Annotated in this window: 19 protein-coding genes; 8 read left to right on the top strand and 11 right to left on the bottom strand. The window is 76.7% G+C overall.

Annotation, left to right across the window (positions count from 1 at the left end; translation table 11 throughout):
• Positions 1-52: 52 nt before the first annotated feature.
• The gene (locus tag JIG38_RS04325) at positions 53-1588 is read right to left on the bottom strand and encodes a glucose-6-phosphate dehydrogenase (RefSeq protein ID WP_199422521.1); all 1536 of its coding nucleotides are present in this window, start codon (positions 1586-1588) and stop codon (positions 53-55) included.
• Positions 1589-1755: 167 nt separating this feature from the next.
• Here JIG38_RS04325 and JIG38_RS04320 point away from each other — a divergent pair, with 167 nt between their 5' ends.
• The 3 genes from JIG38_RS04320 to JIG38_RS04310 are packed head-to-tail and all read left to right on the top strand — an operon-like array spanning position 1756 to position 4060.
• Positions 1756-2475: a response regulator transcription factor gene (locus tag JIG38_RS04320; protein ID WP_199422520.1), complete on the top strand. Its 720-nt coding sequence runs from the start codon at positions 1756-1758 to the stop codon at positions 2473-2475.
• Positions 2472-3500, top strand: a complete 1029-nt coding sequence (locus JIG38_RS20890; RefSeq protein WP_199422519.1) for a sensor histidine kinase — start codon at positions 2472-2474, stop codon at positions 3498-3500. The genes JIG38_RS04320 and JIG38_RS20890 overlap by 4 nt, the downstream gene beginning before the upstream one ends.
• Positions 3497-4060: a hypothetical protein gene (locus JIG38_RS04310; RefSeq protein WP_199422518.1), complete on the top strand. Its 564-nt coding sequence runs from the start codon at positions 3497-3499 to the stop codon at positions 4058-4060. Before JIG38_RS20890 ends, JIG38_RS04310 begins: the two co-directional genes overlap by 4 nt.
• A gap of 10 nt (positions 4061-4070) precedes the next feature.
• On the opposite strand, the gene JIG38_RS04305 is transcribed toward JIG38_RS04310, so the two are convergent.
• A complete protein-coding gene (locus JIG38_RS04305; protein WP_307844569.1) occupies positions 4071-5276 on the bottom strand; it encodes an OmpA family protein in 1206 nt (401 codons plus the stop codon).
• 190 nt (positions 5277-5466) lie between these two features.
• Between JIG38_RS04305 and JIG38_RS19950 the strand changes: the two genes are divergently transcribed.
• Complete coding sequence (locus JIG38_RS19950) at positions 5467-5772, top strand: DUF4190 domain-containing protein (protein WP_199422517.1); 306 nt, start codon at positions 5467-5469, stop codon at positions 5770-5772.
• A gap of 142 nt (positions 5773-5914) precedes the next feature.
• A complete protein-coding gene (locus JIG38_RS04295) occupies positions 5915-6178 on the top strand; it encodes a hypothetical protein (RefSeq protein ID WP_199422516.1) in 264 nt (87 codons plus the stop codon).
• Between the two features lie 27 nt (positions 6179-6205).
• On the opposite strand, the gene JIG38_RS04290 is transcribed toward JIG38_RS04295, so the two are convergent.
• Positions 6206-6544, bottom strand: a complete 339-nt coding sequence (locus JIG38_RS04290) for a cupin domain-containing protein (protein ID WP_199422515.1) — start codon at positions 6542-6544, stop codon at positions 6206-6208.
• 128 nt (positions 6545-6672) lie between these two features.
• Between JIG38_RS04290 and JIG38_RS04285 the strand changes: the two genes are divergently transcribed.
• On the top strand, positions 6673-9960 hold the full coding sequence (locus tag JIG38_RS04285) for a SpoIIE family protein phosphatase (RefSeq protein ID WP_199422514.1): 3288 nt from the start codon (positions 6673-6675) through the stop codon (positions 9958-9960).
• Positions 9961-9999: 39 nt separating this feature from the next.
• Here the strand turns inward: JIG38_RS04285 and JIG38_RS04280 are convergent, their stop codons facing one another.
• Entirely contained in the window at positions 10000-10371 is a 372-nt protein-coding gene (locus JIG38_RS04280) for a VOC family protein (RefSeq protein WP_199422513.1), read from the bottom strand.
• 48 nt (positions 10372-10419) lie between these two features.
• Positions 10420-10854 carry a YdeI/OmpD-associated family protein gene (locus JIG38_RS04275; RefSeq protein WP_199422512.1) on the bottom strand — a complete coding sequence of 145 codons (435 nt, stop codon included), beginning with the start codon at positions 10852-10854 and terminating at the stop codon, positions 10420-10422.
• A gap of 197 nt (positions 10855-11051) precedes the next feature.
• Here JIG38_RS04275 and JIG38_RS04270 point away from each other — a divergent pair, with 197 nt between their 5' ends.
• Positions 11052-12359 carry a DUF418 domain-containing protein gene (locus tag JIG38_RS04270; RefSeq protein WP_199422511.1) on the top strand — a complete coding sequence of 436 codons (1308 nt, stop codon included), beginning with the start codon at positions 11052-11054 and terminating at the stop codon, positions 12357-12359.
• A 130-nt stretch (positions 12360-12489) separates the two neighbouring features.
• Here JIG38_RS04270 and JIG38_RS04265 read toward each other — a convergent pair whose 3' ends face one another.
• The 3 genes from JIG38_RS04265 to JIG38_RS04255 form a co-directional block, all read right to left on the bottom strand.
• Positions 12490-13329, bottom strand: coding sequence for a hypothetical protein (locus JIG38_RS04265; RefSeq protein WP_199422510.1), 840 nt, complete (start codon positions 13327-13329; stop codon positions 12490-12492).
• Between the two features lie 556 nt (positions 13330-13885).
• Positions 13886-15238, bottom strand: a complete 1353-nt coding sequence (locus JIG38_RS04260) for an MDR family MFS transporter (protein ID WP_233404453.1) — start codon at positions 15236-15238, stop codon at positions 13886-13888.
• 161 nt (positions 15239-15399) lie between these two features.
• Positions 15400-16011 (bottom strand): hypothetical protein, encoded by a 612-nt coding sequence (locus JIG38_RS04255; protein ID WP_199422508.1) that lies wholly within the window; start codon positions 16009-16011, stop codon positions 15400-15402.
• Positions 16012-16128: 117 nt separating this feature from the next.
• Here JIG38_RS04255 and JIG38_RS04250 point away from each other — a divergent pair, with 117 nt between their 5' ends.
• On the top strand, positions 16129-16536 hold the full coding sequence (locus tag JIG38_RS04250; RefSeq protein WP_199422507.1) for a protease inhibitor I42 family protein: 408 nt from the start codon (positions 16129-16131) through the stop codon (positions 16534-16536).
• 241 nt (positions 16537-16777) lie between these two features.
• Here JIG38_RS04250 and recD read toward each other — a convergent pair whose 3' ends face one another.
• From recD to recC, 3 genes are read right to left on the bottom strand one after another with little or no spacing between them, the layout of a single operon-like run.
• A complete protein-coding gene (gene recD, locus JIG38_RS04245) occupies positions 16778-18712 on the bottom strand; it encodes an exodeoxyribonuclease V subunit alpha (RefSeq protein WP_199422506.1) in 1935 nt (644 codons plus the stop codon).
• Positions 18709-22365, bottom strand: a complete 3657-nt coding sequence (locus JIG38_RS04240) for a UvrD-helicase domain-containing protein (RefSeq protein WP_199422505.1) — start codon at positions 22363-22365, stop codon at positions 18709-18711. The genes recD and JIG38_RS04240 overlap by 4 nt, the downstream gene beginning before the upstream one ends.
• Positions 22362-25880, bottom strand: a complete 3519-nt coding sequence (recC, locus tag JIG38_RS04235; protein ID WP_199422504.1) for an exodeoxyribonuclease V subunit gamma — start codon at positions 25878-25880, stop codon at positions 22362-22364. Before recC ends, JIG38_RS04240 begins: the two co-directional genes overlap by 4 nt.
• Positions 25881-25892 lie beyond the last annotated feature (12 nt).

Raw genomic sequence — 25892 nt, 5'->3', positions numbered from 1 at the left:
GGGAGGCTACCGGCCGTCGCCGTGGCGCGACGTCACCCGTCCGGGTGCCGCCTCACGCCTCGCGGCCGAGCACCCACCCGTGCGGCTCGGCGAGCGCGTCCGCGGCCCTCGGGCCCCACGACCCGGGCGCGTAGGGCTGCACCGCGGGCCGCCGGTCGCCGAGCAGGGGCTCGAACGCCGTCCACGCGGCCTCGAGGCCGAGCGGCGTCGTGAACAGGGTCCGGTCGCCCTCGAGCACGTCGTGCAGCAGGGAGGCGTAGGCGGGCAGCGGCTCGCCGGGGTGGACGTCGTCGAGGTCGAGCTTCGCGGTGCCCTGCGCGAGGTCGAGGTCTGGCCCGGGCTTCTTCACCGCGGTGGTGAGCTCGATCGCCCCGTCCCCGGCCAGCGACAGGCTGATCGCGCTCGCGGGCACGACGTCGCCGAACAGGTGCACCGGGTCGCGGCGCAGCACGAGCGTCACGCGCTGGGCCGACGCCGCCATCCGCTTGCCCGTGCGCAGCAGGAACGGCACGCCGCGCCAGCGCTCGTTGTCGATCCACAGGCGCGCCGCGATGAACGTGTCGGTGGTCGAGCCCTCGGCGACGCCCTCGATGTCCTCGTACCCCTCGAACTGCCCGAGCACGACGTCGTTCTCGGGGTCGAGCGGGCGGAAGTCCGCGATCGCGTCCTCCCGCGCCCGCACGAGGTCGGACACCGCGAGGTGCCGCGGCGGCTCCATCGCGACCTGGCCCGCGACCTGGAAGAGGTGGCTCACGACCATGTCGAGGGCCGCGCCGGTCGCGTCGTAGAAGCCCGCGCGCTGTGCGACGTCGAGCGTCTCGGGCACGTCGATCTGCACCTGCTCGACGTGGTGGCGGTCCCAGACGCTCGAGAACAGCTCGTTCGCGAAGCGCATGACGTGCAGGTTCTGCGTCGCCTCCTTGCCGAGGAAGTGGTCGATCCGGAAGACCTGCTCCTCCTCGAGCGTGCGGTGCACGACGGCGTCCAGCTCGCGGAAGGTCTCGGGCGACGTCCCGTAGGGCTTCTCGTAGACGACGCGCACCGTCGCGCGGCTGCCGTCCGGCCCGGCGTTGAGCCCCTGGGCACCGATCGCCTCGGTGAGCGGCGCGAACGCCTGCGGCGGGATCGCGAGGTAGTGCACGACGACGACGTCCTCGGGCCCGATCTCGTGCTGCGCGGGCTCCTGGTCGCCCTCCGCGAGGCGGTCGCTCTCCGTGAGCTCGCGCCGCACTTCCTCGAGCGCCTCGGGCAGGCCGCCGCCGCTGTCGACCGTCACCTCGTCCGTGAAGCGCGAGTGCCGCGTGAGCGCCTCGACGTCGTCGGCCGTGGTGCCCTCGTGGCCGAACTCCTCGAGCGAGCCGCGCACGTGCTCGACGAACTCCTCGCGGCTGATCTTCCCGCGCCCCGTGCCCAGCAGCGCCCAGCGGTCGGGGAGCAGCCCGCGCCGGTGGAGCGTCGCCAGCGACGGGATGACGAGGCGGCGCGCGAGGTCGCCGCGCGCGCCGTGCAGCACGAGCACGAGCGGCGCCGCGCCGGCCGGCGGCGCGGACGTCGGGGTGGCGGACGGCGTGTCCTGGTCGGTCGTCATCGCGCTCCTCGGCACGTCGGCGCCCCGGCGGTCCGTGCGCGCCGGGGGCGGGCGGGTGGGCTCTCCGCCCGACGCTACGTCGCCCGCCCGGGCCCCGCGCGGCGGCGGCCCGGGCGCCGGGCCCGCGGGGCACCGGGCCCGCACCGGGCCTGTCTAGGATCGGCGGCGTGCCGACGCCCCCGACCAGACTCCTGCTGGTCGACGACGACGTCGCGATCACGGACGCACTGGCCCCGATCCTGGGCCGGGAGGGTTTCGAGGTCGCCGTCGTGCACGACGGCGACGCGGCGCTCGCGAGCGTGCGCGCGGCCGAGCCGGACGTCGTCGTGCTCGACGTCATGCTCCCGCGGACCGACGGCCGCGCGGTGCTCCGCACGCTGCGCGCCGAGGGGCGCACCGTGCCCGTCCTCCTGCTGACGTCGGTGGGCGAGGCGGGCGAGCGCGCCCGGGCACTCGACGACGGCGCCGACGACTACCTCAACAAGCCGTTCGACCACGGCGAGCTCATCGCCCGCGTGCGCGCCGTGCTGCGCCGGAGCGTCCGCGGCCGGCCGTCGCTCGCGGGCGCGGGGCGCGTGCGGTCCGGCGACCTGCTCGTCGACCGGGTCTCGCGCCGCGCGTGGCTGGGCACGCGCGAGCTCGTGCTCACGCCGAAGGCCGCGGCGCTGCTCGACTACCTCGTCACGCACCCCGACGAGCTGCTCGGCCGGGACCGCCTGCTCGAGGTCGTGTGGGGCTTCGACCACCCGGTGGGCACGCGCGCCGTCGACCACCGCGTCGCGGAGCTGCGTCGCGTGCTCGACGACGACCCCGCGGCCCCGCGGTGGGTCGAGACCGTCCAGGGGACGGGCTACCGGTTCCGCGGCGCCGTCGAGCCGTCCGCGTGAGCGCCCGCGCGGCCGTCCCCGTGGCGCTGCCCCTGGCGGCGGGCGCCGTCGTCGGCGTCGCCCTGTACGCCGCGGCGCCGCGGACCTACCTCGTCTGGTCGGTGCACCTGGGCCTCGTCGCGGGGCTGCTCGGGATCGCGGGGTCGGCGGTCGCCGCGGCCGTGCTCGTGGCGCGGCGCCGTCGGCTCCGGGCCGAGCGGGCGCTCGCGGCCGCGCAGGAGCGCCGCGCCGCCGAGGTCGCGGAGCACGTCCACGCCGAGCGGCTGCGCCTGCTCGACCGGCTCGACCACGAGCTGAAGAACCCCGTGCAGGCCCTCCAGCTCTCGCTCGTCAACGTGCGCGCGAGCCTCGACAGGCCCGGCGCGCCGGGTGCGCCCGGCGGCGGGTCGGCGGCGCACGCGCCCCTCGCGGCGACCGAGCAGCAGGTGCGGCGCATCGGCGCCCTGCTGGGCGACCTGCGCAAGCTCACCGACCTCGAGCGCCGCCCGCTCGACCTCGACGAGGTCGACGTCGGGCAGCTGCTGCACGAGGTGCGCGACGCGCTCGCCGAGCGGCCGGGGGCCGCCGAGCGCCGCTGGTCGGTCACGGTGCCGCAGGCGCCCTGGCCCGCGCCTCGCCTCCACGCCGACGGCGACCTGCTGTTCCTCGCGGTGCACAACCTCGCCGACAACGCGCTCAAGTACTCGCGCCCGGGGGACCGGGTCGAGCTGCGCGTGAGCGAGCCCGAGGACGGCGTCGTGCTCGTGGAGGTCGCCGACACCGGTGCGGGCGTCCCCGCCGACGAGGTCGACGGCGTGTGGGAGGAGCTCGCGCGCGCGTCCACGGCGGGCGACGTCGCGGGCACCGGCCTCGGCCTGTCCCTCGTGCGGTCCGTGGCGCGCCTGCACGGCGGCCGGGCCGAGATGCGCTCCCGCGTTGGTCACGGGACCGTCGTCTCCCTGCGCCTGCCGGTGCGCCACGACCCGGCGGCCGCCGCGCGACCCGCCGTCCGACCCACCCCCGTCACCGAGAGGGCACCGCTGTGACCGTCCCCCCGTCCGCACACGCGCCGCGCCGCGCCCCGCTCGCCGTCCTCGCGGCCCTCGCCGTGCCCCTGCTCGTGGCCGGCTGCTCCGCGACCATCGAGACCGACGGGCCGCAGAAGACCGACCGCACGGGCGAGCCGGCGCCCGCGGCCGAGGACGCCGACCGCGCGGACGCGACCGCGGACGAGACCGAGGAGGACGGCGAGGCCGTCGGCGAGGTGGTCGCGGGCGGGTCCGGTGCGCCGGGCAACCCGTTCGCCGGACGCAGCGACCTCCCGATCCTCAACGCGACCTGCACCGGCCAGGACCTCGACGTCGACGAGGACGGCAGCACCGTGATCATGACCGGCCCGTGCGGCGCGATCACGGTCACGGCCTCGTGGGTCACGGTCAACGTCGACGACGTCGAGCGGCTCGAGGTCTCCGGCGACAACGTCACGGTCATCGCCAAGGACGTCGGCGCCGTCGTCGTCAGCGGCTCGGGCAACGTGCTCAACCTCGACCGGGTCGACGGCGAGGTCGAGGACTCCGGCCGGCTCAACGAGGTGCTCACCGACTGACGCGCGGTCCTCAGCCCGCGGGGACGAAGATCTCCACGCGGCGGTTGAGCTGACGGCCGGCCGGGTCGTCCTGGCCCTCGACCTCGTTGGGCGCGACGGGGCGCGTCTCGCCGAAGCCGCGCGCGACGAGCGGCGCGCCGAGCCCGCGCTCCTCGAGCCCGTCGACGACGGCGGCCGCGCGCCGCTCCGAGAGGGCCTGGTTGAACGCGTCGTCGCTCACGGAGTCCGTGTGGCCGTGCACCTCCACGGTCCCCGCGACACCGGCCGCCGTCAGCCCCGTGACGACCGCGTCGAGCACGGCGCCCGCCTCCGGGCGCAGCTCGTGCCGCCCGAAGTCGAACAGCACCGATGCCGGCAGGGTCACGAGCGAGCCGCACACCGGGGCCACCGGCTCGAGCGCCGCGAGCGGCGGGAACACGCCCATGCGGGGGACCGGGGGCAGGGGGTCCATCTCGACCGGCACGCCGTCGACGAGCCCGGTGCCGTCGCCGTGGTTGACGATCGACGTCGTCGGCCCGCTGTACGTGCCGGACCCGTCGCCGTGGTTCGTCACGGACTCGGTGCCGTCGGTCCACGTTCCCGAGCCGTCGCCGTAGTTGACGATGCTCGCCGTGCCGTCCGTGAGGGCGCCCGACCCGTCGCCGTAGACGGTCACCGAGCGGGTGGCGTCGGTGTAGGAGCCGGACCCGTCGCCGTAGTTGACGATCGACACGTCGCCGTCGGCGTACGTGCCGGACCCGTCGCCGTAGTTGGTCGTCGTCGACCCGTCCGACGTCGCGGTGCCGGACCCGTCCCCGTAGGCCACGACCGTGCCGTCGGGACCCACGAACGTGCCCGAGCCGTCGCCGTAGAGCACGGCCCCGTCGCGCACGACGAGCTCGCCGGCCGCGTCGCAGCGCGCCGGCGTCACCGACAGCCCCGGCAGGGACGCGACCGCGGCCCGGACGGCCGCGTCGACGGCGGCCTGCGCGTCGTCGAGCGCCGAGAGGTCCGGCACGGCGATGAGCGGGACCGGCGGGATCTCGCCGTAGGGCAGCCCGTGCACCCCGGTGGGCTCGGCGGGCGCCGTCGGCGTCGGCGTGCCGGTCGGGGCGGCGCTCGCGCTGACGCGCGGCCGCGGCGCCTCGTCCCGCTCGGCGACCGACAGGCTGCACCCGGCCAGGGGCACGACGAGGACGGCGAGCACGAGCAGCGGACGGCACGGGACGGGACGCACGGGGGTCCTCCAGGGGACGACGGCGGCGGGGCCGGGGACGGCGCCGGTGCCTCGGACGAGGCCGGCACCCCGACCCTAGGGAGCGCGCGTCGCGTCATGATCGACGGGGCGTTGCAGGTCCGCGACCCGTGTCGCAGGACTGCGACACGGCGCCGGTACTCCTGCGACGCGGGCTGCCTAGCGTCGAGGCGTGACCACACCACCGCCCCTCGGCCCTCCTCCCGCCCTCGCGTGGCCCGCCCCGGCGGCCCAGCCCGTGCGGGTCGTGACGACCAACGCGCTCGCAACGACGGCGCTCGTCACGGCCCTGCTCGGCCTGTCGGTCGTCGCCGTCGTGTGCGGGCACGTCGCACGGCGCCAGATCCGCCGGACCGGGGAGCCCGGGGACGCGCAGGCCGTCGTCGGGCTCGTCGTCGGCTACCTCGGGCTGGCCGCGACCGCCGTCGGGGTCGCGCTGGTCGTGGGGCTCGTGACGCTGCCGTTCGTCACGTCCTGACGCGCCGCCCGCCCGGCCGGCCGCGTGTGACCCGGAGCACGTTCACCCGCCCGCGCGGTCATCGACCGGGCACCCGTGCCGATCCTTCCTGGTATCAGCCGCGCAGCGGGCGCGGCCCGGAGGGAACCCCAGCGAGGTCGCCATGAGCAGGACGCTTGCTCCGTCGAAGGTCCGCGGCGCCTCGGCCGTGCTGCACGGCACGCACCCCCTGCGCGGCTACGCCGTCACCTGGCACCTCACGCCCCTCGGCACGCACCTCACGGGCCCCGCGGACTTCCTCGTCGAGCGCGCGGACGGCCACATCGAGGACCCGCTCGTGTGGGAGCTCGCCGAGAAGGACACCTCGATCATGACCGCGCACCAGATGTGCGAGCTCGTCCGCAGGGCGGCCGGACGGCTGGTCTGAGGCCGACCGGCCCTCGGCGTGGACGACTCAGGCCGGACCGACGGCGCGGGACGGTCCCGCCGGCCCGCCCGGGCGCTTGAGCTCGACGAACACCACGTGCGTCTCGGTGTCGCCGATGTTCTCGCCCGCGTGGTGCTGCGCGGGGAGCCACATCGCGGCGCCCGGCGGCAGCTCGACGTCGCGCGAGGTGCCGCCCGCGTGCAGGCGCCGCCGGAAGCCGGAGAGGGTGATCATCACGCTGTCCGGGTGGTCGTGCGGTGTCGACCGGTGCCCCGGCACGTCGGCGTACCGCAGCACGCGGACGTCGTCGTTCTCGAACACGACCGAGTAGTGGTCCGGGTTGGTCTCGACGGGGTCTGCGCTCATCCGGCAGACGATCCTCGGCACCGGGTCGCACGTCCAGGGTCCGGTCGGACCGGCCGTGGACCGACGGCTCCGCGGCGCGCCGTCGCGGCACCGCGCGCGGGCGGCCCGGCGTGCGTACCGTGACGCCCGTGGGGTCGCCGTCGACGGAGGGCACGGCCACGTCGGCTCGTGACGCCGCCGAGCCGGCGCACGACGACGGCCGGGGGCCGTCGTCCGACCCGGCGCGCCCGTCGCTCGTGCTCGACCCCGAGCCGGCGAGCGCCGAGCGCGCGCGCCGCTGGCTGCGCGAGGTCCTGGAGGCCGCCGGGCGGCCCGACTGCGTGGACGTCGCCGAGCTCGCGTGCACCGAGCTCGTGACCAACGCCGTGCTGCACGCGCACACCACGGTCGAGGTGTCCGTCGAGGTGGGCGCGCAGGTGCGGGTCGAGGTGCACGACGCGAGCGCGACCCTGCCCTCCCAGCGCGGCCGCGACACGCACGCCACGACCGGGCGCGGACTCGCGCTCGTCGCAGCCATCACGGACGCCTACGGCATCAGCGACGCGGGCCCGCACGGCAAGACGCTGTGGTTCACGGTCGGCGGGGAGGAGCCCCGCTCGGGCGAGGACGTGCTCGCCGCCTGGGACGACGCCGACTGGGACCTCGGCCCCGAGGCGAGCGCCCTGAGCGCCGCCGCCGCCGACGACGTCGCGACCCGCAGCGTCCGCCTGCTCGGCCTGCCGCCCGGGTTGTGGCTCGCGGCGCACGACCACCACGCGACGCTGCTGCGCGAGCTCGTGCTCTTCCTGTCCCAGCACGACGTCCCCGAGGCGGACCCCGAGCAGGCCGACCGGGCCCGGTCCGTCGTCGGGCCGCCGATCCTCGCCGCGCTCGACGCGGCCGGCGTGGCCGCGGCGCCCCACCCCGTCGTCCCGCTGGGTGCCCCGGGCCTGCCCGCCCGGGTGCACGAGCCGGTGGACCTCGCGCTCGACGTGCCCGTCGACGCCGGCCCGGCGTTCGTGGCGCTCCAGGACACGCTCGACGTCGCCGAGAGCCTCGCCGAGGCCGGGCGGCTCCTCGCACACCCCGGGCTCACCGAGGTCGTCGCGCTGCGGGACTGGATCTGCGAGCAGGTCGTCGCGCAGCTCGCGGGCGTGCCGCCGACGCCCTGGCCGGGTCTCGACGGCGACGGTGCCGTCCTGGGGTCGCCGGCCGGGCTCGCGGTGCCGGCCACCGCGGGCGACGCCGTGCGGGACCTCCTGCGCACCGCGCTGCGGGAGGCCGTGACCGACCCCGTGCGCCGCGCGGTGACCGAGTCCTCGCGCGGCGTCCTCGCGGCCGACGAGACGCACCGGATCGTCGCGGTCAGCCGCTCGCTCGCGCGCACGACGGGCTGGGAGGTCGACGAGCTCGTCGGGCGCCGGGTCGTCACGCTCGTCCCGGCGCACCTGCGCGAGGCCCACGTGGCCGTGCTCACGCGCCGGCTCACCGCCGACGAGGGTGCGCCCACGGGTCCGCCCCTCACGGTGCCGCTCGTGCGCGCGGACGGCAGCGAGGTGGCGTGCACGTACCTCGTCGAGCGGGCGCGGTCGACGAGCGGGCGCGCGCTGTACCTCGCGTGGATCGAGCCGACGGGCGAGGCCGGGCCGCGCACGTCGACCTCCGTCGAGGTGGACCACGTCCGGCTCTTCCGCTCCCTGCTGACGCCCTACATGGTCATGTCGCCCGACCTCGTCATCGTCGAGGCGAACGACTCCTACCTCGCGACCGTCGGCCGGGCGCGCGAGGAGGTCCTGGGCCGGTACGTGTTCGACGCGTTCCCCCCGACGCACGACGCCCTCGACCCGACGGGCGTGCCGCGCGTCCAGCGCTCGTTCGAGCGCGCGCGCGACACGGGCCGCCCCGACACGATGCCCATCCAGAAGTACGACATCCCCGACCCCGCGAGCGGCGGCGTCATCGAGCGCTACTGGTCCCTCATCAGCATCCCCGTGCTCGACGACGACGGCCGCACCGTGCTGGTCGCGCAGCGCGCCGAGGACATCACGGACTACGTCCGCGGGCGCGGCGCGGAGACGGCCGCGCGCGACGACGCCTGGCGCCGCCGGGTCGAGGAGGTCGAGGCCGACCTCTACGCGCGGGCGCGCGAGCTCGCGGCCGCCGTCGAGGGCAAGGAGATCGCCGCGCGGCGCCTCGCGGCGCTCGCCGAGGCGGCGTTCCAGCTCACGAGCGCGGACACGGTCGCCGACCTCGAGGACGTCGTCGTCGCCCAGGGCCTGCGCGTCCTCGGGGCCGACGGCGGCGCGGTGCTCACGGTGCACCCGGCGGGCGGCTGGCGGATGAGCGCGATCGGCACGCTGCCGGAGAACCGCCGGATCGTCGGCATGCACGTGCCCCACGACAGCCCGTGGCCCGCGGCGTGGGTCGCGCGGCGCGGCCGGCGGCTCATGCTCCCGACCGTCGCCTCGGCCGTCGCGTTCGACCCGATCATGGTCGAGGCGTACGAGTCGTCCGGGCGCCGCGCGTGGGCGTTCATCCCGCTGACGGTCCAGGACCGCACGATCGGCTCGCTCGGCGTCGCGTGGACCGAGGAGCACCACGTGCTGCCCGACGAGCTCGAGCTGCTCGAGGCGTTCGCCGCCCAGCTCGCGCAGGCGCTCGAGCGCATCCGCGCGACGGAGGCCCAGCGGGTCGCGTCCGCCGAGGCGCAGCGCATGTCCGAGACGCTCCAGCGCAGCCTGCTCACGCGGCCGCCGAAGCCCGACGGCCTGAGCATCGCGGTCCGCTACCAGCCGGCCGCGCAGCAGGCCCAGATCGGCGGCGACTGGTACGACGCGTTCCTCACGTCGACGGGCGCGACGCTGGTCGTCGTCGGCGACGTCACGGGGCACGACCGCACGGCGGCCGCGCTCATGGGCCAGATCCGCAACCTCCTGCGCGGCATCGCCTACGACAGCCACTCCAGCCCCGCGGTCCAGCTCACGCGGCTCGACGCGGCCATGCACGGGCTCGGTCTCGGCACGCTCGCGACGGCGGTGCTGGGCCGGCTCGAGCAGACGGCGGCGGACCGCGCGAACCACGTGTGGCGCCTGCGCTGGTCGAACGCCGGGCACCTCGCGCCGGTCCTGCGCACGCCCGACGGCCACGTGGCCCTCGTGGACCGGCGCACCGACCTGCTGCTCGGCGTCGACCACCACACGCCGCGCGCCGAGCGCACGCTGGTGCTCGCGCCCGGGAGCACGCTCGTCCTCTACACCGACGGGCTCGTCGAGCGGCGCCGCGGGTCGCTCGACGCGGGGATCGCGCGGCTGGTCGACGTGGTGCGCTCCGCGGGTGCGGCGACGGCCGAGGAGCTCGCCGACGCGATCGTCGGCGAGATCGGCCCCGAGCAGCGCGACGACGACCTCGCCCTGCTGGTCCTCACGGTCGACGGCTGACGCGACCGGCGCCGGCCGGTGCGCGCGCCGGTCCGCGGGTCAGCGCCGGGGCTCGCGGCGCAGGACGCAGAACTCGTTGCCCTCGGGGTCGGCGAGGACGACGAACGGGTCGTCCGGCGACTGGCCCACGTCGGCGTGCCGCGCCCCGAGCGCGAGCAGGCGGGCGACCTCCGCCTCGACGTCGCCGTCGTCGGGGCGCAGGTCGGGGTGGCCGCGCACCTTGCCGGGCGTCGGCGCGTCGACGCGCTGGAGCCACACCGTGAGGACGCCGGGGTCGGCGTCGTCGGGCGGCCAGAGCTTGGCGCCCGCGTCGTCGCCGCGGTCGACGCGGTAGTGCAGCGCCTGCGACCAGAAGGCCGCCATCGTGTCGAGGTCCTGCACGTCGAGCGTCCACTGCGCGATCCGGGCCATGGTCGGCAGTGAACGCCACGCGCGGCGCGAGCGGCAAGGGTGACGGCGTCAGCCGGTGACCTTGGCGACGACGGCGGCGATCCGGCGCTGCCGCGTCTCGGGCGTGCGCGCGTCCTCGACCGAGCCGACGTGCGCCTTGCGGTGGCTCGGCGCCAGCCGGTCGAAGGCGTCGCGCGCCCCCGCCGTCGCGAGCGCCGCCGCGAGGTCGTCCGGCACCTCGACCGTGCGCGGCGCCGTGTCGAGCTCGACGTCGACGTCGACCTCCTGCCCGCCCTCGACGCCGGCCGCGGCGCGGTTCGCGCCGCTCAGCGCGATCATCGCCACGCCGTCCCTGACGGCCACCGTGCTGCGGTAGGTGTGGCCGCCGAGGGTCACGACGACGGGCGGCTTCTTCCCCTGCCCGAGCGCGGTGAGGACGTCGTCCGGCACGGGCACGCCCGTCGTGCTCCCGCCGGTCTGCAGGATGGTCGTGCGGTACCTCACGGGACCTCCTCGGGGTCGTGCGCCGACGACGTCGCGGCGGTCGTGCCGGCGGCCAGGGCGCCTCGCGACCATGGTGCCCGCCCGCGGGCCGCGGCGGGAGTCCTCCTCGGCACCTCCGCCGGAAGGACGAGGCGGCCGCGCGGAACCCACCGTCCGGTGGAGGTGGCGCGCGGGTCGCGCGCCCTAGCGTCCTGGACATGGACCACTCGGCCCCGCCGCCACCGCCCGCACCGCCGACCGGGACGCTCGCCGCCCCACCCGGCGCCGCACGTGTCGCACCGCTCACCCTGGACGCGCTCGCGGCGCCGGCGCCGGTCGCGCCGCCCGCGCCGGTCGCGCCGCCCGCGCCGCTCCGCCGGTCCGAGCGCTCCCTCGCGCCCGACGTCGCGCGCGGGGCGATGCTCCTGCTCATCGCCATCGCGAACGTCGGCATCCACCGCTGGGGCTACCCGGTCGACGCCGACCTCACCGAGACCGGGCTGTCCGTCACCGACCGGGCCGCGCTCTTCGTCGAGCAGTGGCTCGTCGCGGACCGGTCCCGCCCGATGTTCGCGATCCTCTACGGCTTCGGCATCGCGATGATGGCCTCGCGCATGGCGGCCCGCGGCGTCGACCTCCGTGGGGTGCGGCGCGTGCTGCGGCGGCGGAGCCTGTGGCTGATCGCGTTCGGCGTCGTGCACGCGGCCCTGCTCTTCCTCGGCGACATCCTCGCGCCCTACGGCGCGACCGGCCTCGTCGCGCTCGCGCTCGTGCACCGCAGCGACCGGGTGCTGCGGCGCTGGTTCTGGGTCAGCCTCGTGCTCTTCGAGGGCCTCGTGCTCGCCGTCACGCTCAGCCCGCTCGCCGAGCTGTTCACGCTGGGCGACGGCGCGGGGACGATGCCGGGCTCGACGTACCTCGAGCAGCTCGGCCTCGGGCTCGGGGCGTCCGTCTTCGCGATCCTCGCCTCGACGCTCGCGCTCGGCTTCCTCGCGCCCGTCCTCGTGGGCTTCTGGCTGCACCGCCGCGGCTGGCTCGAGCACCCCGAGCAGCACGTGCCCGCCCTGCGCCGGGTGCTGCTGGTCGCCGTCGTCGTCAACCTCGTCGCGAACCTGCCGCACGCGCTCGGCGCGGCGCAGGTCTGGCGGCCGGAGGGGTGGGTCGGAGCGCTCGTGTGGGAGCTGCACAGCCTCAGCGGCCTGCTCATGGGCGCCGGCTACATCTGCGGGTTCGCGCTCCTCGCGCTGCGGTGGCGCGAGCGCGGTCGCACGGGCGTGCCGCGCGCGCTCGCGGCCGTCGGGGAGCGGTCCCTCACGGCGTACCTGCTGCAGTCGCTGATCATGGCGCCGGCGCTCGAGATGTGGGGCCTGGGGCTCGGGCAGCACCTCTCGACGGCGCAGGCGTACCTGTTCGCGATCGGGACGTGGCTCGCCATCCTCGGGCTCATGGTGCTGCTCGACCGCGCGGGGCGCCGGGGGCCGTTCGAGGTGCTGCTGCGCCGGCTGACGTACGGGCGTCCCGCGTGACGCAGGTCTCGCGGTTTCACCCTCTCGGGGCTTGCCCGAGGGGCCTCCCGGCGGGTTAAGGTTCAACTACCGAAGGCCCGCTGCCCGCCCCCTGGCAGCGGGCCTTCTGTATGCCCGCAGCCGCGTGTGGTCAGCGCGCCGCCGCCAGCGCCGGGTAGGTCCGCTCCTGCAGGCGCTCCGCCGCCGACGGCTCGACGGTCACGCCCAGCCCGAGCGACGCGAGGACCCACCGCACCCGGCCGACGTCGAGCGAGCCGTGCCGCTCGAGCGGCAGGTGCACGACGCCGTCCACGACGCGCACGCGGTGCAGGCCGAGGATCGTCGTCGACATCGGCCGGTGGTACGGGTAGCGGTGGCGCGCGGCGCGCTCGTCGGAGTGCTCGAGGACGACGAGCCCGGGGACGCCGTCGAAGTCCGCCCGCAGCGCGTCCGCGCGCCAGTGGGCGGGCTCCTCGGCGGCACCGGTGAGGTGGTGCGAGCGGTTCGCCGACGTGATGAACAGCGGCGCCGGGGCGGCCGCGGCCGCGGCGAGCGCGAGGAAGCGGTTCGACGGGCACCGCGTGCCCGGGACGATGACCTGGGTGGTCGCGACGCCGCCGTCGTGCCGCGTGACGTGCGCCGGGACGTGCGCCGCCGCCGGGCCGCGGAAGCCGATCGGCCCCACGCGCGCGAAGGCGTCGACGACCCGCGCGACCAGGGCGGGCGTGAGCTCGGGCGGCAGGGCGGCGGTGTCGAAGGCGGAGAGCAGCCGGTCCCGCGGGAGCGTGATGCTGCCGACCTGCCCGGGCGGGCGCCCCTTGAGCACGTTGACGCGCGCGACCGTCGCCGCGTCGCCGCGCGTGGTGATGGCGTAGATGTTGCCGAACCCGTGGGCGACGGCGGCGCCGCCGGCCAGCAGCGTCGCGGCGAGGGCGGTGTCGGTCAGGTCGTCGACCACCAGGCGGTGGGTGCGGACCGTGCTGATGCTCATGCTGGCCTCCGAGGTCTCACCTGTACGGAGGGCGGCCCGGGCGGGTTGTGACACCCGCGCCGCTCACGTCCACGGTCCGCCCGCGGGGCGCGTGCGCGCGGTTGCCGCGCCGGAGCGCGTGGCCCCGGTGTGCGCGGCGGCCAGGCCCCACGGTGGGTGCACGCCCGCCGCCGTCGCCGATCGCGTGCCGTGAAGGGTTGGTCGCGCGGGCCGCGACGAACCCTTCACGCCAGTGACCAGGCCGCGCGCGGGGCGTCGCGCCGGCCGACGTCGGGACGGCTGCGTGGCGTGAAGGGTTGGTCGCGGTGGACGCGACCAACCCTTCACGTCGAGGGCCCATGCGGCGCGTGGGGGTGTCTCGCCAGCCGACGTCGTGCCGGCTTCGTGGCGTGAAGGGTTGGTCGCGCGGGACGCGACGAACCCTTCACATCGAGGGCCCATGCGGCCCGCGGGGTGTCTCGCCAGCCGACGTCGTGCCGGCTTCGTGGCGTGAAGGGTTGGTCGCGCGGGCTGCGACCGACCCTTCACGTCCTGGGCGGCCCGGCGGCAGCTGAGCTCAGGCGGTCGGGGCGTTGTGCTCGTCGCGGGGCATGGCGACGGCCGCGAGGGCGGTCGCGACCGCGACGACCGACACCGCGACGAACACCGCGGTCGCCGCCTCGCCGAAGCGCTCGGGAGCGGCGAAGGCGTCGTCGCCCCGCATGCGCGCGTTGACGAGCGCGCCGAGCGCCGCGACGCCGACGGCGCTGCCCATGGACCGCGCGAACATGTTCGCGCCGGTCACGACGCCGCGCTCGCCCCACTCCACGCTCGACTGCGCCGCGATGAGCGACGGCGCCGCGACCAGGCCCATGCCCATCCCGATGACGAAGCAGCACGCGGCGACGACGGCGATCGACGGCGTGCCCGAGAGCAGCGCGAGCGCGGCCGTGCTCACGACGACGATCGCGATGCCGAGCAGCACGGTCGCGCGGAACCCGATGCGCAGGTAGAGGCGGCCGGCCTGCGACGCGGCGAGGGGCCAGCCGAGCGTCAGTGCGGCGAGGGTCAGGCCCGAGGTCAGCGGCGAGACGCCGAGCAGCGCCTCGAGCCACGTCGGCACGTACGACGTCAGGCCGATGAGGATGACGCCGACCCCGACGCCGACGAGCGCCGTCGTCGCGAGCAGGCGCCGCGAGAGCACCCACAGCGGCAGCACCGGCTCGGCCGCGCGCCGCTCGACGAGCACGAACCCCACGAGCATCACGAGCCCGACGGCGATGGCGCCCACGCTGCGCGGGTCCGTCCAGGCCCACGCGTTGCCGCCCTCGAGCAGGGCGAGGATGAGCAGCGTCGAGCCGACGGTGAGCAGCGCGCCGCCGGTCCAGTCGATGCGGTGCTTCTGGCGCTCGACGCTCTCGTGGAGGTGCCGCACGAGCAGCCACGCCGCGAGCACGCACAGCGGGATGTTGACGAAGAAGATCCAGGTCCAGTCGAGGAACTCGGAGAACACGCCGCCGAGCGTGGGACCGACCACCGACGAGACGGCCCAGACGCTCGCGATGTACCCCTGCGCCTTGGCGCGCTCGGCGACCGTGTAGATGTCGCCCGCGATGGTGATCGCCATGGGCTGCACCGCGCCGGCGCCGAGGCCCTGGACCGCGCGGAAGGCGATGAGCGCGGGCATCGACCACGCGAGCCCGCACAGGACCGAGCCGAGCAGGAAGAGCCCGACGCCGATGAGGATGACCGGCTTGCGGCCGATCGTGTCCGCGAGCTTGGAGTAGATCGGGACCGAGACGGCCTGCGTCAGCAGGTAGACCGAGAACAGCCAGGGGAACGAGGAGAACCCGCCGAGGTCCGCGACGATCGTCGGGACGGCCGTGGCGAGGATGGTGGCGTCGATCGCGATGAGGCCGGTCGTGACCATGATCGCGACGAGGATCGGGCCGCGCTCGGAGCGGAAGCCGACGCCGTCGTCGCGCGTCGGGGTCGTCGTCGCCGGTTCTGTCGCCACGCGTGGCGACAACCCGCGCTCGCCGCGCGGCATTCCGCGCCGCGGTGCGGCGGGTCCGGCCGGGCGCGCCGTCGTCAGCGCCCGGGGGTGAGCAGCCAGGGCTCGTTGAGGTCCAGGTAGGTCGGCTCGCCCTCGGTGATCGACGCCATCTCCTCCATGGCCGCGCGCATCGACTCGGGCATCTCCTTCGCCTCGTTCTCGCGCGCCTCGGCCTCGGAGGTGAACCAGATGACGGTCGTCCAGCGGCCGTCGTCGTGCGCGGCGCTGAGGCTGCCGAGGACGTCGGGGCGGAACGCGTTCCACTCGCCCGAGTCCTGCGACATGAGCTCGCGCGCGCGGGCCGTGTCGGTGACGCGCTCCTGGATGACCTGGACGAAGCCCGCCTGGTCCGGGTCGCCGACGACGTCGACGGTGACGTCCGAGCTCTCGGCGAACGTCGGGCGGCCGTCGAACAGCTCGGCGGTCTCGGCCCACCACGCGGCCTGCGCGGGCTGGGCGTTGTTCTCGCGCGCGGCCTCCTCGGACTCGAACCGCGCGACGTTGATGAACTGGCCGTCGGCGGTGACGCCGGCGGTGGCGCCGAGGAGGCCGACGCCGGTGCGCGCGAGCTCGTCGGCCCACCGGTCGAGCTCGGCCCGCGCTGCCTGCGGGTCGCGGACCTTGCCCTGGACGATCTGCACGAACATCTCGGCTCCCTCGGGGCGACGGTGCGGTTCCCTCGACGGTAGGTCGGGCGGCGCCCGACGGCGACCGCGGGCTCGTCGCGGGCCGGCGCGCGGCGGGGAGGTGGTTCACTGGCGCGCATGCCGAGGCTCGCGCGCGTGGTCCTGACCGGTGCCCTCGTGGCGGCCCTCGCCGGCTGCACCGGCGGCGCCGAGCGGGTCGTCGAGTACACCGACGCCGAGGCGACGCTCGCGGTGGGCGAGACGCTCGTCGTCGACTTCGGCGAGGTCAACGCGTCGATCGGCGACGGCTGGGCGCTCACCACCCGCCCGGACGCGAGCATCCTGTCGAAGGGCGAGGAGGAGAGCGAGAGCCTGGCGCGCGACGGCGAGGTCGGCGCGGGCGCGCTGCTCACCTACCGGTTCGAGGCCGTCGGCCCGGGCACGACGACGATCGGCTTCACCTACTCCTACCGCGGCACCGAGGGCGACCCCGAGGGGCGCACGGACGACCCGACGCCGGAGATCACCGTCACCGTCACCGAGTAACGGAGCGCTGACCAGCGCGGATGACGGCGCGTTGGTCCGATCGGGTGAATCGGACATCCCGCACTCAAGTCGGGCGAATCGCCCGCCGATGAACAGGTATCCCCCCAGCAAGGCCCGGCCTCGTCGTGGCCGTCGCAGCGCTGCGATCTCGCGCGTGCCCTGCTCGCTCGAGGCCTGCTCGCTCGAGGCCGGCCCGCCCGTTGCCGTCGGCCGGTCGTCGTCGGCCGCGAGCCGCCTGCGGTCAGCCGCCTGCTGGCCGACCCGGTGACCGGGCGAGGCCGCTGGCCCGCCGGATCTCCCGCCCGACGGCGACCCGCACGGCGTCCTCGCTGCCGAGCAGGCGCACCGCCTCCCGCGCGCGGGTGGCCGCGGTGTAGAGCAGCTGGCGCGTGAGCAGGGGCGACGTCGCGGGCGGGAGCACGAGGGAGACGCGCGCGAACTGGCTGCCCTGCGCACGGTGCACGGTCATCGCGTGCACGGGCACGACGGCGGGCAGGCGGTGCGGGCTGATCCGCAGGGGACGGTCGGGGTCGCCGAAGACCGCGACCCGGGCGCCGGCCTCGTCCGCGATCACCACGCCGGTGTCGCCGTTGAAGAGCCCGCTGTCGCGGTCGTTGGTCGTGACGAGCAGGGGCAGGCCGAGTGGCCACGGACCCTGCTGGTCGGGCGCGTCGGGCTCGGCGACCCAGGCCTCGGCGACCTCGGCCCAGTGGGCGACGCCTGCGGGGCCGCGGCGGTGGGCGAGGAGGAGGCGGTGCTGCTCGAGCGCGCGCAGCGCGGCGGGCGCGTCGCCCGCGCGGGCCGCGGCGAGCAGCGCGGACCCGGCGGCGCGGACGTCGTCGTGCAGGCCGGTGAGGTGCGCCGGCGTGAGGGTGCCTTCGGTGTCGACCCACGTGATCGACGGGTGACCCGAGCGCAGGAGGGCGATCGTCTCGTCGACTCGACCGTCGCGGATCGCGGCGGCGAGCGCGGCGAGCTCGAGCCCCTCGAACCGGTGGTTGACCGTGAGCCGCACGACGCCGTGCCGCAGCGCCGCGTGGTCCTCGGCCGGGAAGGCTGCGGGCAGCGGGAGCGCCGCCTCCACCGCGGGGAGCGGGCCGTCGCCGGCCGCGGCGCGACGCACGAGGTCGCCGAGGACGGCGCCGGCCTCGACGGACGCGAGCTGGTCGGGGTCGCCGACGAGCAGCAGGCGCGTGTGCGGGCGCAGCGCCTCGAGCAGCCGCGCCATGAGCGGCAGGGACACCATCGAGGTCTCGTCGACGACGACGACGTCGTGCGGCAGGCGGCGCGAGCGGTCGTGGCGGAAGCGCGTCGACGAGCCGGGGCGCCAGCCCAGCAGGCGGTGGATGGTCGTGGCCTCGAGGTCGCCGACGCGGTCGTGGTCGGTCTGGCCCAGGCGCCCGACCTCGAGCTGGACCGCCTCCTTGAGCCGCGCGGCGGCCTTGCCCGTCGGGGCGGCGAGCGCGACGCGCAGCCGCGGCCGGCCGGCGCCCTCGCCCGCGACCTCCTGGAGGATCGCGAGGATGCGCGCGACGGTCGTCGTCTTGCCCGTGCCGGGGCCGCCCGTGAGGACCGTGAGCGGGGAGACCGCGCAGGTCACGCCCGCGAGGCGCTGGCGCTCGTCGACGTCGCGGGGGAAGAGCCGCTCGACGGAGCCGCGCAGGGCGGACGGGTCGACGGCGAGGGCCGGCGCGGCGAGGCGCGCGTCGATCTCCGCCCGGACCACCTGCTCGTCGCGCCAGTACCGGTCGAGGTAGAGGCGCCCGTCGACCCACCGGACCGGGCGGTCCTCGTGCCCGTAGGGCCCGACGGCGACGAGCGGGCTGCGCTCGATCGCCTCGCGCCAGGCCCGTGGCTCGGGCCACGGCAGGTCGTCCGCGACGCCGCCCTCGACCTCGGCCTCGGCCGTGAGGGTCGCGGCCTCGTCGAGCTCGACGCAGACGGACCCCGACCGGACTCCGCGCACCGCCAGCGCGACCGCGAGCTGCACCGTCTCGTCGGGCTCCCGCGCGAGCCGCCCGAGCCGTTGCGCCACGTGGACGTCCGCGGCCGAGAGCAGGCCCGCGACGTTGAACGTGCGCAGGAGCGGTGACGCGCGCAGGGCGAGGCGCGCGTCGAACGGGTCGGGCGGGGTGGCCGGCGGTGCGCCGGCGACGGTCCCGGTCGCGTCGGTCACGGCGTCCTCCCGTCGAGCAGCGCGGAGAGGTCGAGCACGAGCGCCGTCGGCGGGCGCCACGCCATGACGCCGCACGGCATGCCGTCGACCACGGGGGTGCCGGGCCCGGCCATGCCGCGGACGAAGAGGTAGAGCCCGCCGCCGAGGTGCACGTCCGGGTCGTACCCGGGCTGGCGCCAGCGCAGGAACCGGTGCAGCGCGACCGTGTAGAGGAGCAGCTGGAGCGGGTAGTGGGCGTCGATCATCGCCGACGCCATCGCGTCCGGCCGGTAGTGCCAGAGCGTGAGGTCCTCGGCCGCGGGCGCGAGGCGGTTGGTCTTGTAGTCGACGACGAGGTGGCGCGGGGTGCCGTCGTCGTCGCGCACGCGCAGGACGGCGTCGATGGAGCCCGTGAGGTAGCCGCGCAGCCGCTCGGTCGCGGTGTGCGGGCCGTCGAGCCGGTCGGCGTACGGCGCGAACGGGTCGTCGGCGGGCACGTGGCGCCGCAGGAGCGTCGCGACGTCGCGCAGCACGGCGCCGCGCGGTGCTGTCCCACCCGGCGCGGTGCGCCGGTCGGTCTCGCCGCCCGCGAGCGGCAGCTCGAACACCATCTCGGGCAGGCGGTCCCCCGGCACGACGTCGGCCAGCGCCCGCCCGCCCGCGAGGTCGCCCAGGGGCGTGCGCATCACGGGCAGGAGGGACGCCGCGAGCGCGTCGGGGTCGACGCCGAGCCCGCGCGTGAGCCCGGCCTCGCGGCAGCGCCGGAGCAGTTCGGTGCCCAGGTCGTCCGCGGTGGTGTCGACGTGCTCGAGCACCTCGTGGACGAGCGTGCCGAACGTCGTCCCGCCCGGCAGGTCCGCCATGGGCGAGCGCAGCGCCCGCAGCGCGTCCTCGGTCACGGCACCCGTGCCCGTGGCAGCGGCGATCGGCGTGCCCGCGTCTGCTGGTCCGCCACCCCCGGTCCCGGTGGCGACCGGCTCCGTCGTCCGGCCGTCGCCGACGCCGAGGTCGAGCTCGTCCTGGACGGCGGCGCCGTGCGTGAGACCCGGTGTCGGGTCGACCACCGGTGGCGCGGCCGTCCGCGCGTCCTCCGGGCCGGGTACCGGACCTGCGGCGGGCGCGCTCTCGGGTCCGAGCGCCCCCGCCACCGCGGGCGCGTCGGCCTCGTCGGTGACGCCCGTGGTCTCCGGCTCGTCGGCGACCCCGTGCACGGCCTCGTGCGCCGCAGCCGTGAGCCCGGAGTACGACGTGCGCCGCCAGGCGGTGTCGAGGTGCCGCGTGAAGCGCGCGACGTCGAGTGCGGGCGGCGTCGCACCCGGCGGCTGCCAGCGCACCGGCTCGGGCATCGTGGCGACGACCTCGTGCGCGATCACCCCGCCGGACTCCGCGGCGAGCGCGGCGAACGCCGCCTCGACCTTGTCGTCCTTGGGCACGGTGATCGCGGGCAGCGGCTCGACGCCGCGCGTCCGCGGCCCGAGCAGCAGCCTGCTCAGCGGCCCGCCCGCGGCGTTCTTCGTCGGCGCCCACCACACGACGACCTGCGAGCTCGCGCGCGTGAGCGCGACGTAGGTGAGCCGCAGGTCCTCGCCCTGCTCCTCGGCGAGGTGCCGGTTGCGGGCGTCGGCGTACGTCGCGTCGCCCGGCCCGCCGACGTGCAGCAGCCGGCGGTCGGCGTCGTCGTGGTAGCGGAGCACCTGCTGGCCGGACGCGGCGAACCGGTCCCACGCGAACGGCACGTGCACCACGGGGAACTCGAGGCCCTTGCTCGAGTGGATGGTGACGACCTGCACGGCGGCGGCGTCGGTCTCGAGGCGCCGGCTGCGCTCCTCGGCGTAGTCCTCGGCCGTCTCGGCGATGCGGGTCGCGAGCCACTCGGTGAGCGCCGCGGTGCCGAGCCGCTGCCGCACGACCACCTCGTGCAGCGCCTGGCCGATGTGCCGGACGTCGGTGAGCATGCGCTCCCCGCCCACGGTGCGGAGCAGTCGCTCGGTGAGCCCGCCGGCGTCGGCGGCCTCGACGAGCGTCGCGACGCCGCGCTCGGCGAGCAGGTGCGCCCACACGCGCAGGCGGTCGGCGAGGGCGTCGCGCTCGGCCTCGGAGGCGCCGTCGAGCCGCGCGGCGTCCCACCCGACGAACGGCGTGAGCGCCACCGCGGCCCCGCGCGCCGAGCTGCCCGGCTGCGCGAGCGCGGTGAGCAGCGTGAGCCAGTGCCGCGCGGCGGGCGTGCCGAACACGCTCGACAGCCCGGACACCACGGCCGGCACGCCGACGGCGGCCAGCGCGTCGCGCACCGCGACGGCGTCGGCGTTGCGCCGCGCCAGCACCGCGACGTCGCCCGGGCGCAGCGGGCGCCAGGAGCCGTCGTCGTGCAGGCGGTCCTGCTCGAGCGAGCGCACCACCTCGGCCGCGACGTCCGCGTAGATCACCGCGCGCACGGCGCCCACCGACGGGAGCGAGCCGCTGAACCCCGTCGCCGGGCGCGTGACCTGCCGCAGCCGGACCGCGGGCGAGCCCTCGAGCCGCCGCCCGGTGTGCTGCGCGTCGACGGGCCGGACGACGATGCGGTCGTCGCCGAGCGCCGCGCCGTGCAGCACGGTCGCGAGCCCGGTGAGGACGTCGGCGTCGCTGCGCCAGTTGCGGCCGAGGGTCGAGGTCGCGTGCGCCTCGCCCTTCGCGGCGAGGTAGGTGACCACGTCGGCGCCGCGGAACGCGTAGATCGCCTGCTTGGGGTCCCCGATGAGGACGAGGGTGCGGTGCCCGTGGAACGCGGTGCGCAGGATCTCCCACTGGACCTGGTCGGTGTCCTGGAACTCGTCGACCATGACGACGCGGTAGCGCGACCGGACGCGCTCGGCGGCGGCCGGGCCGGTGACGGGGTCGGTGAGGGCGTCGCGCAGGAGGACGAGGAGGTCGTCGTAGTCGAGCACGCGGCGGGCGCGCTTGCGGCGGGTCATCTCGGCGCGCACGGCGGCGGCGAACCGCACGCGATGCTCGGCGGGGGAGCCGGGCTCGGGGTCATCCGGCCGCAGGTCGGCGTCGTGATCGCTCACGGCGGCGCGCGCGACGGTCCGCGCCTCGCCGATCGAGATCCTCGGCTCGGCCTCGCCCATGTACCCGCGCAGGTAGAGGTCGTCGACGACCTCGTCGACGAGGTCCGCCTGGTCGGGCACGAGCACCGCGTCGTGGTCGACGTCGGCCGCGGTGCCGAGCGCGGCGAGCATCTGCTGGCAGAAGCCGTGGGTGGTGGCGATGGTCGCGGCGTCGAACTGCGCGAGCGCGCGCGTGAGGCGGGTGCGGCGGCGCGCGAGCTCGGCGTCGTCGACGTCGGCGAGGTGGCGCAGCAGGGCGTCGTCGGACGCGCGCACGGCCGGGTCGCGCAGCGCCCGCTCGGTCGCGACGAGGCGCTCGCGGACGCGGTCGCGCAGCTCGGACGTCGCGGCGCGGCCGAACGTGATGAGCATGAGCTCGGACAGCTCGGCGAGGCCCTCGGCGACGTAGCGGGTCGCGAGCGCGGCGATGGTGAACGTCTTGCCCGTGCCGGCGCTGGCCTCGAGCACCGTGGTGCCCTCGGGCAGCGGGCCGCAGACGTCGAAGACGGGCTCGACGGCGACGTCGCCCGCGGTGGCCCCCGTGCTCGTGGTGGACGCCGCGCTCGTGGTGGAGTCCGCGCTCATGCGAGCTCCGTCCGCTCCTGCTCGAGCAGCGGCTCCCACAGCCGCCGCGCGAGCACGCCGAGGCGCGTGCGGTCCTCGGGCCACCACTGCTGCTCCGCGGGCGACGGCGTGCCCTGGACGTCGGCGATCGTCGCGTCCTCGCCCCAGACGAGCACGTGCTGGGCGTCCCGGCTCTCGAAGCTGTCCTTCCACTCCTTGCGCGCGCTGTCGAGCGCCTCGAGCTCGCCGTCGCCGCCGGCGCGCGTGCGGGCGTAGGCGCAGGTGGTGGCGACGGGCATGGGCAGCGGCTCGCGCAGCGCCTGGTCGCGCAGCGCGACGAGCTGGTCGAGCAGCCGCCTCGCCTCCTCCGGCTCGGGCGCGACGAGGATCGACAGCGCGGCGGTCGGCCGCGTGCTGCGCCCGCGCCCGATCGTCACGGCTCCGCGCACCGACGTGCGGCCGTCGGCCGCGAGCGCGAGCAGCTGGATCCAGGCGCGCAGCCGGTGCTTCGCGGCGAGCTTCGAGAACACGCACCGCACGACGACGTCGCCCCGCACCCCAGTCACGGTGCCGACCACGCTGCGCCCGCTCGGCAGGGCGACGTCGACGTCGACCGTCTCGCCCGGCCGCTCGAGGTACGGCTGGGCGGCCGCGGCGACGGGGGCGACGTCCTGGCCGACCTTCCGCAGCACCGCCGTGCCGAGCTGCCCCGGCGGGATGAGCGGGCGCCGGCGCTCGGCCGCGGCGGCGACGTCGATGTCGACGCCGTCGAGCACCGCGCCGAGCAGCCGGTCGCCGACGGTCCACGTCTGCAGCCCGTCGAGCTCGAGCGGCAGGCGGTCGCCGAGCTCCTCGACCTCGCCCGGCAGCTGCACGCCGAGCCGCCGTCGCAGGAACGCCTTGACCGGGTGCTCGAGCGCGTAGACGAGGTCCTCGAGGTCGACGGCGCCGCGCGCCTCCTCCTCGGGCAGCGGCGGCAGCGGCTCGTCGAGGAACGGCTCGCGGCGCGCGCGCTGGCCGCGCGCCCCGAGCGCCGCGCGGTGGTGCAGCGCGTCGAAGCTGAACGGGCCGGGCCGGCCGAGGGTGCCGTCGGCGAAGTTCCGCTCGTCGGCGGTCTGCAGCGGGTGACGCACGACGACGTGCCGGCGCACCGGCTCGCCGTCGGCCGCGGCGCCCGCGGCGTCGAGCGCGTCGAGCAGCTCCCCGACCGGTACCGCGGGCGGGCGGGAGGCGCCGGTGCGCTCGTCGGCGCCGCTGTAGAGGACGACGAGGTTCTCCTGCGCGGCGACGACCGCGTCGAGGAACAGCTGCCGGTCCTCGCCGCGGCGGTCGCGCTCGCCGACGAGCGGGTCGCGCAGCAGCACGTCGTCGCCGTCCTGGCGGGTGCCGCGCGGGAAGGCGCCGTCGTCCATGCCGAGCAGCGCGACGACGCGGTGGGGGACCGCGCGCATGGGCTCGAGCGAGCAGACCGTGAGCGCGCCGGTGCGGAAGCCCGCGCGGGTGGGACGGCCGCGGAGGCGGTGGGCGAGGAGCGCGCGAACGTCGGTGAGGCGCAGCTCGGTGGCCCTGCAACTGTCAGTTGCACCGTTCTCGGGACCCGAAGAGCTCGCGTCGCCGCCCGCGGCCAGCGCCCCGTGGCGAGCGTCGTCGAGCACCATGCGCGCCTCGACGTCCTGCCACGTGTCCGCCGGGCCGACGTCGGCGAGCAGGTGCAGCGCGCGGTCGAGCGCGTCGAACCAGTGCGCGGGCGCGTGCACGCCGTCGAGGTCGCCGAGCACGACGGTGAGCCGGTCGACCAGCTCCGCGAGCCGGCCCGCGAGGTCGACGTCGGTCGAGTCGACGTCGTCGAGCGGCAGCGCGGTGGCGACGAACCGGTGGTCCTCGGCCATCGCGGCGCCGAGCAGGATGCGGTCGAGCGCGGTCGCCCACGTGCCCTGCGGCGCGGGGACGCCGAACCGCTCGTGCCGCGTCGCGTCCTCCCCCCACCGCACGCCCGCGTCGACGGCCCACTGGCGGATGCGGTCGAGGTCCTCGTCGTCGAACCCGAACCGCCGACGCACGGGCTCGGTGCCCGCGAGGTCGACCACGTCCGACGCCGTGACGCGCCCGTCCGCGAGCTCGAGCAGGCGGCTGACCAGTGCGAGCAGCGGGTTGGTCTGCCGCAGCGACCGGTCGGCGAGCCGCACGCGCAGCGACCGACCGGGGTGCGCGTCGGGCTCGGCGTCGTCGGCGGGTGCGAGCCCGAACGTCGCCGCGACCAGCGGCGCGAACGCCTCGATGTCCGGGCACATGACGACGACGTCGCGCGGCTCGAGCGTCGGGTCGTCGGCGAAGAGGCCGAGCAGCGCCTCGCGCAGCACCTCGACCTGCCGCGCGCGCCCGTGGCACGCGTGCACGCGCACGGACCGGTCGTCGGCGGCGAGCGGGTGGGGCGGCGCGTCCGGGGCGTCGCCGCGCAGGCGGCGCTGGAGAGCGCCGAGCAGGGTCGGCGCGGGCTCGGCCGAGGGATGGTGCGTGGCCGAGGCGCCGTCGAGCGCGGCGAGCCGCAGCTGGAGCTCGGTCGCGTCGCGCGCCATCGACGCGAGCAGCGGGTGCGCGGCGACTGCGGGCACGTCGCGCCGCCGCGGCACCGCGTGAACGACGGCGCGCGCACGCCCAAGTGCCGCGCCGGCGTCTGCGCCCGTGGAGCCGTGATCCACGAAGGCGTCACCGCCGGGCGCGCCCGCCGACCCGATGCCCTCGAGTCGCGCCCACAGCGCCGGCGACGGGTGCGGCAGCCACAGGTGCACGTCGCGGTGCCGGGCGAGCGCGTCGAGCACGAGCCGCTGGTCCTCGGGCAGGCGCGTCGGCCCGAACACCGAGAGCCGCGCCGGCAGGTCGACGCGGTCCGGCTCGGCGGCGAGCAGGCGGAGCGCGTCGTCGAGCCGCTCGGCGGGGCTCGGCGCGCCGACGCGAGCCCGCAGGCGCCGCCACAGCTCGGGCTGCCAGGCGAGGTCCTCGGGGACGGGCGCACCGGCGCCGTCGTCGTCGCGGCCCGACGCCCACGCGAGGACCATCGCGGGCCGCTGCGCCGCGTAGGAGGAGAAGAGGCCCGCGAGGTGCTGCGCGGACTGCAGGCGGCGGCCGCGGCGCGGCCCGTCCGGCTCGCCGACGCCGAGGTGGCGGCCGAGCGGCGCCGCCCACGGCTCGCCCGCGCTGGCGTCGACGACGTCGAGCAGGGTCCAGGTGAGCCGGTCGCGCTGCCAGGGGTCGTCGTCGGCGGTGAGGCCGAGGACGGTCCCGAGCGCCTCGCCGACGAGCCGCGCGGGGGAGGGGAACGTGACGTTCGCGCAGATCCCGGACTCGCCGTCGGCGGGTGTACCCGGACCGCCGGTGCCGAGGTGGTGCGAGAGCCGCTGCGCGACCCATCGCTCGACGCCGCGCGTCGGCACCGCGACGACGTCGACCGCGAACGGGTCCGCGACCGGCGTGGCGAGCACCGCGGCGAGCGGGGCGATGAGGGCATCGGCGCGCTCGGAGCGGTGCAGGTGGAGCACGCGGTCCTCCTT

This window comes from Actinotalea solisilvae, assembly GCF_016464425.1.
GTDB classification, from domain to species: Bacteria; Actinomycetota; Actinomycetes; order Actinomycetales; family Cellulomonadaceae; genus Actinotalea; species Actinotalea solisilvae.
The sequence above is the reverse complement of the archived record's forward strand: the minus strand, read 5'-3'. Positions and strand labels throughout refer to the sequence as shown.

Coding starts and splice junctions, on each gene's coding strand:
- JIG38_RS04255 (WP_199422508.1), bottom strand. CDS start 16,011: ATGTTCGTGCAGATCGTCCAGGGCAAGGTCCGCGACCCGCAGGCAGCG.
- JIG38_RS04240 (WP_199422505.1), bottom strand. CDS start 22,365: ATGAGCGCGGACTCCACCACGAGCGCGGCGTCCACCACGAGCACGGGG.
- JIG38_RS04325 (WP_199422521.1), bottom strand. CDS start 1,588: ATGACGACCGACCAGGACACGCCGTCCGCCACCCCGACGTCCGCGCCG.
- JIG38_RS04265 (WP_199422510.1), bottom strand. CDS start 13,329: ATGAGCATCAGCACGGTCCGCACCCACCGCCTGGTGGTCGACGACCTG.
- JIG38_RS04260 (WP_233404453.1), bottom strand. CDS start 15,238: ATGGTCACGACCGGCCTCATCGCGATCGACGCCACCATCCTCGCCACG.
- JIG38_RS04290 (WP_199422515.1), bottom strand. CDS start 6,544: ATGAGCGCAGACCCCGTCGAGACCAACCCGGACCACTACTCGGTCGTG.
- JIG38_RS04295 (WP_199422516.1), top strand. CDS start 5,915: ATGAGCAGGACGCTTGCTCCGTCGAAGGTCCGCGGCGCCTCGGCCGTG.
- JIG38_RS04250 (WP_199422507.1), top strand. CDS start 16,129: ATGCCGAGGCTCGCGCGCGTGGTCCTGACCGGTGCCCTCGTGGCGGCC.
- JIG38_RS04270 (WP_199422511.1), top strand. CDS start 11,052: ATGGACCACTCGGCCCCGCCGCCACCGCCCGCACCGCCGACCGGGACG.
- JIG38_RS04280 (WP_199422513.1), bottom strand. CDS start 10,371: ATGGCCCGGATCGCGCAGTGGACGCTCGACGTGCAGGACCTCGACACG.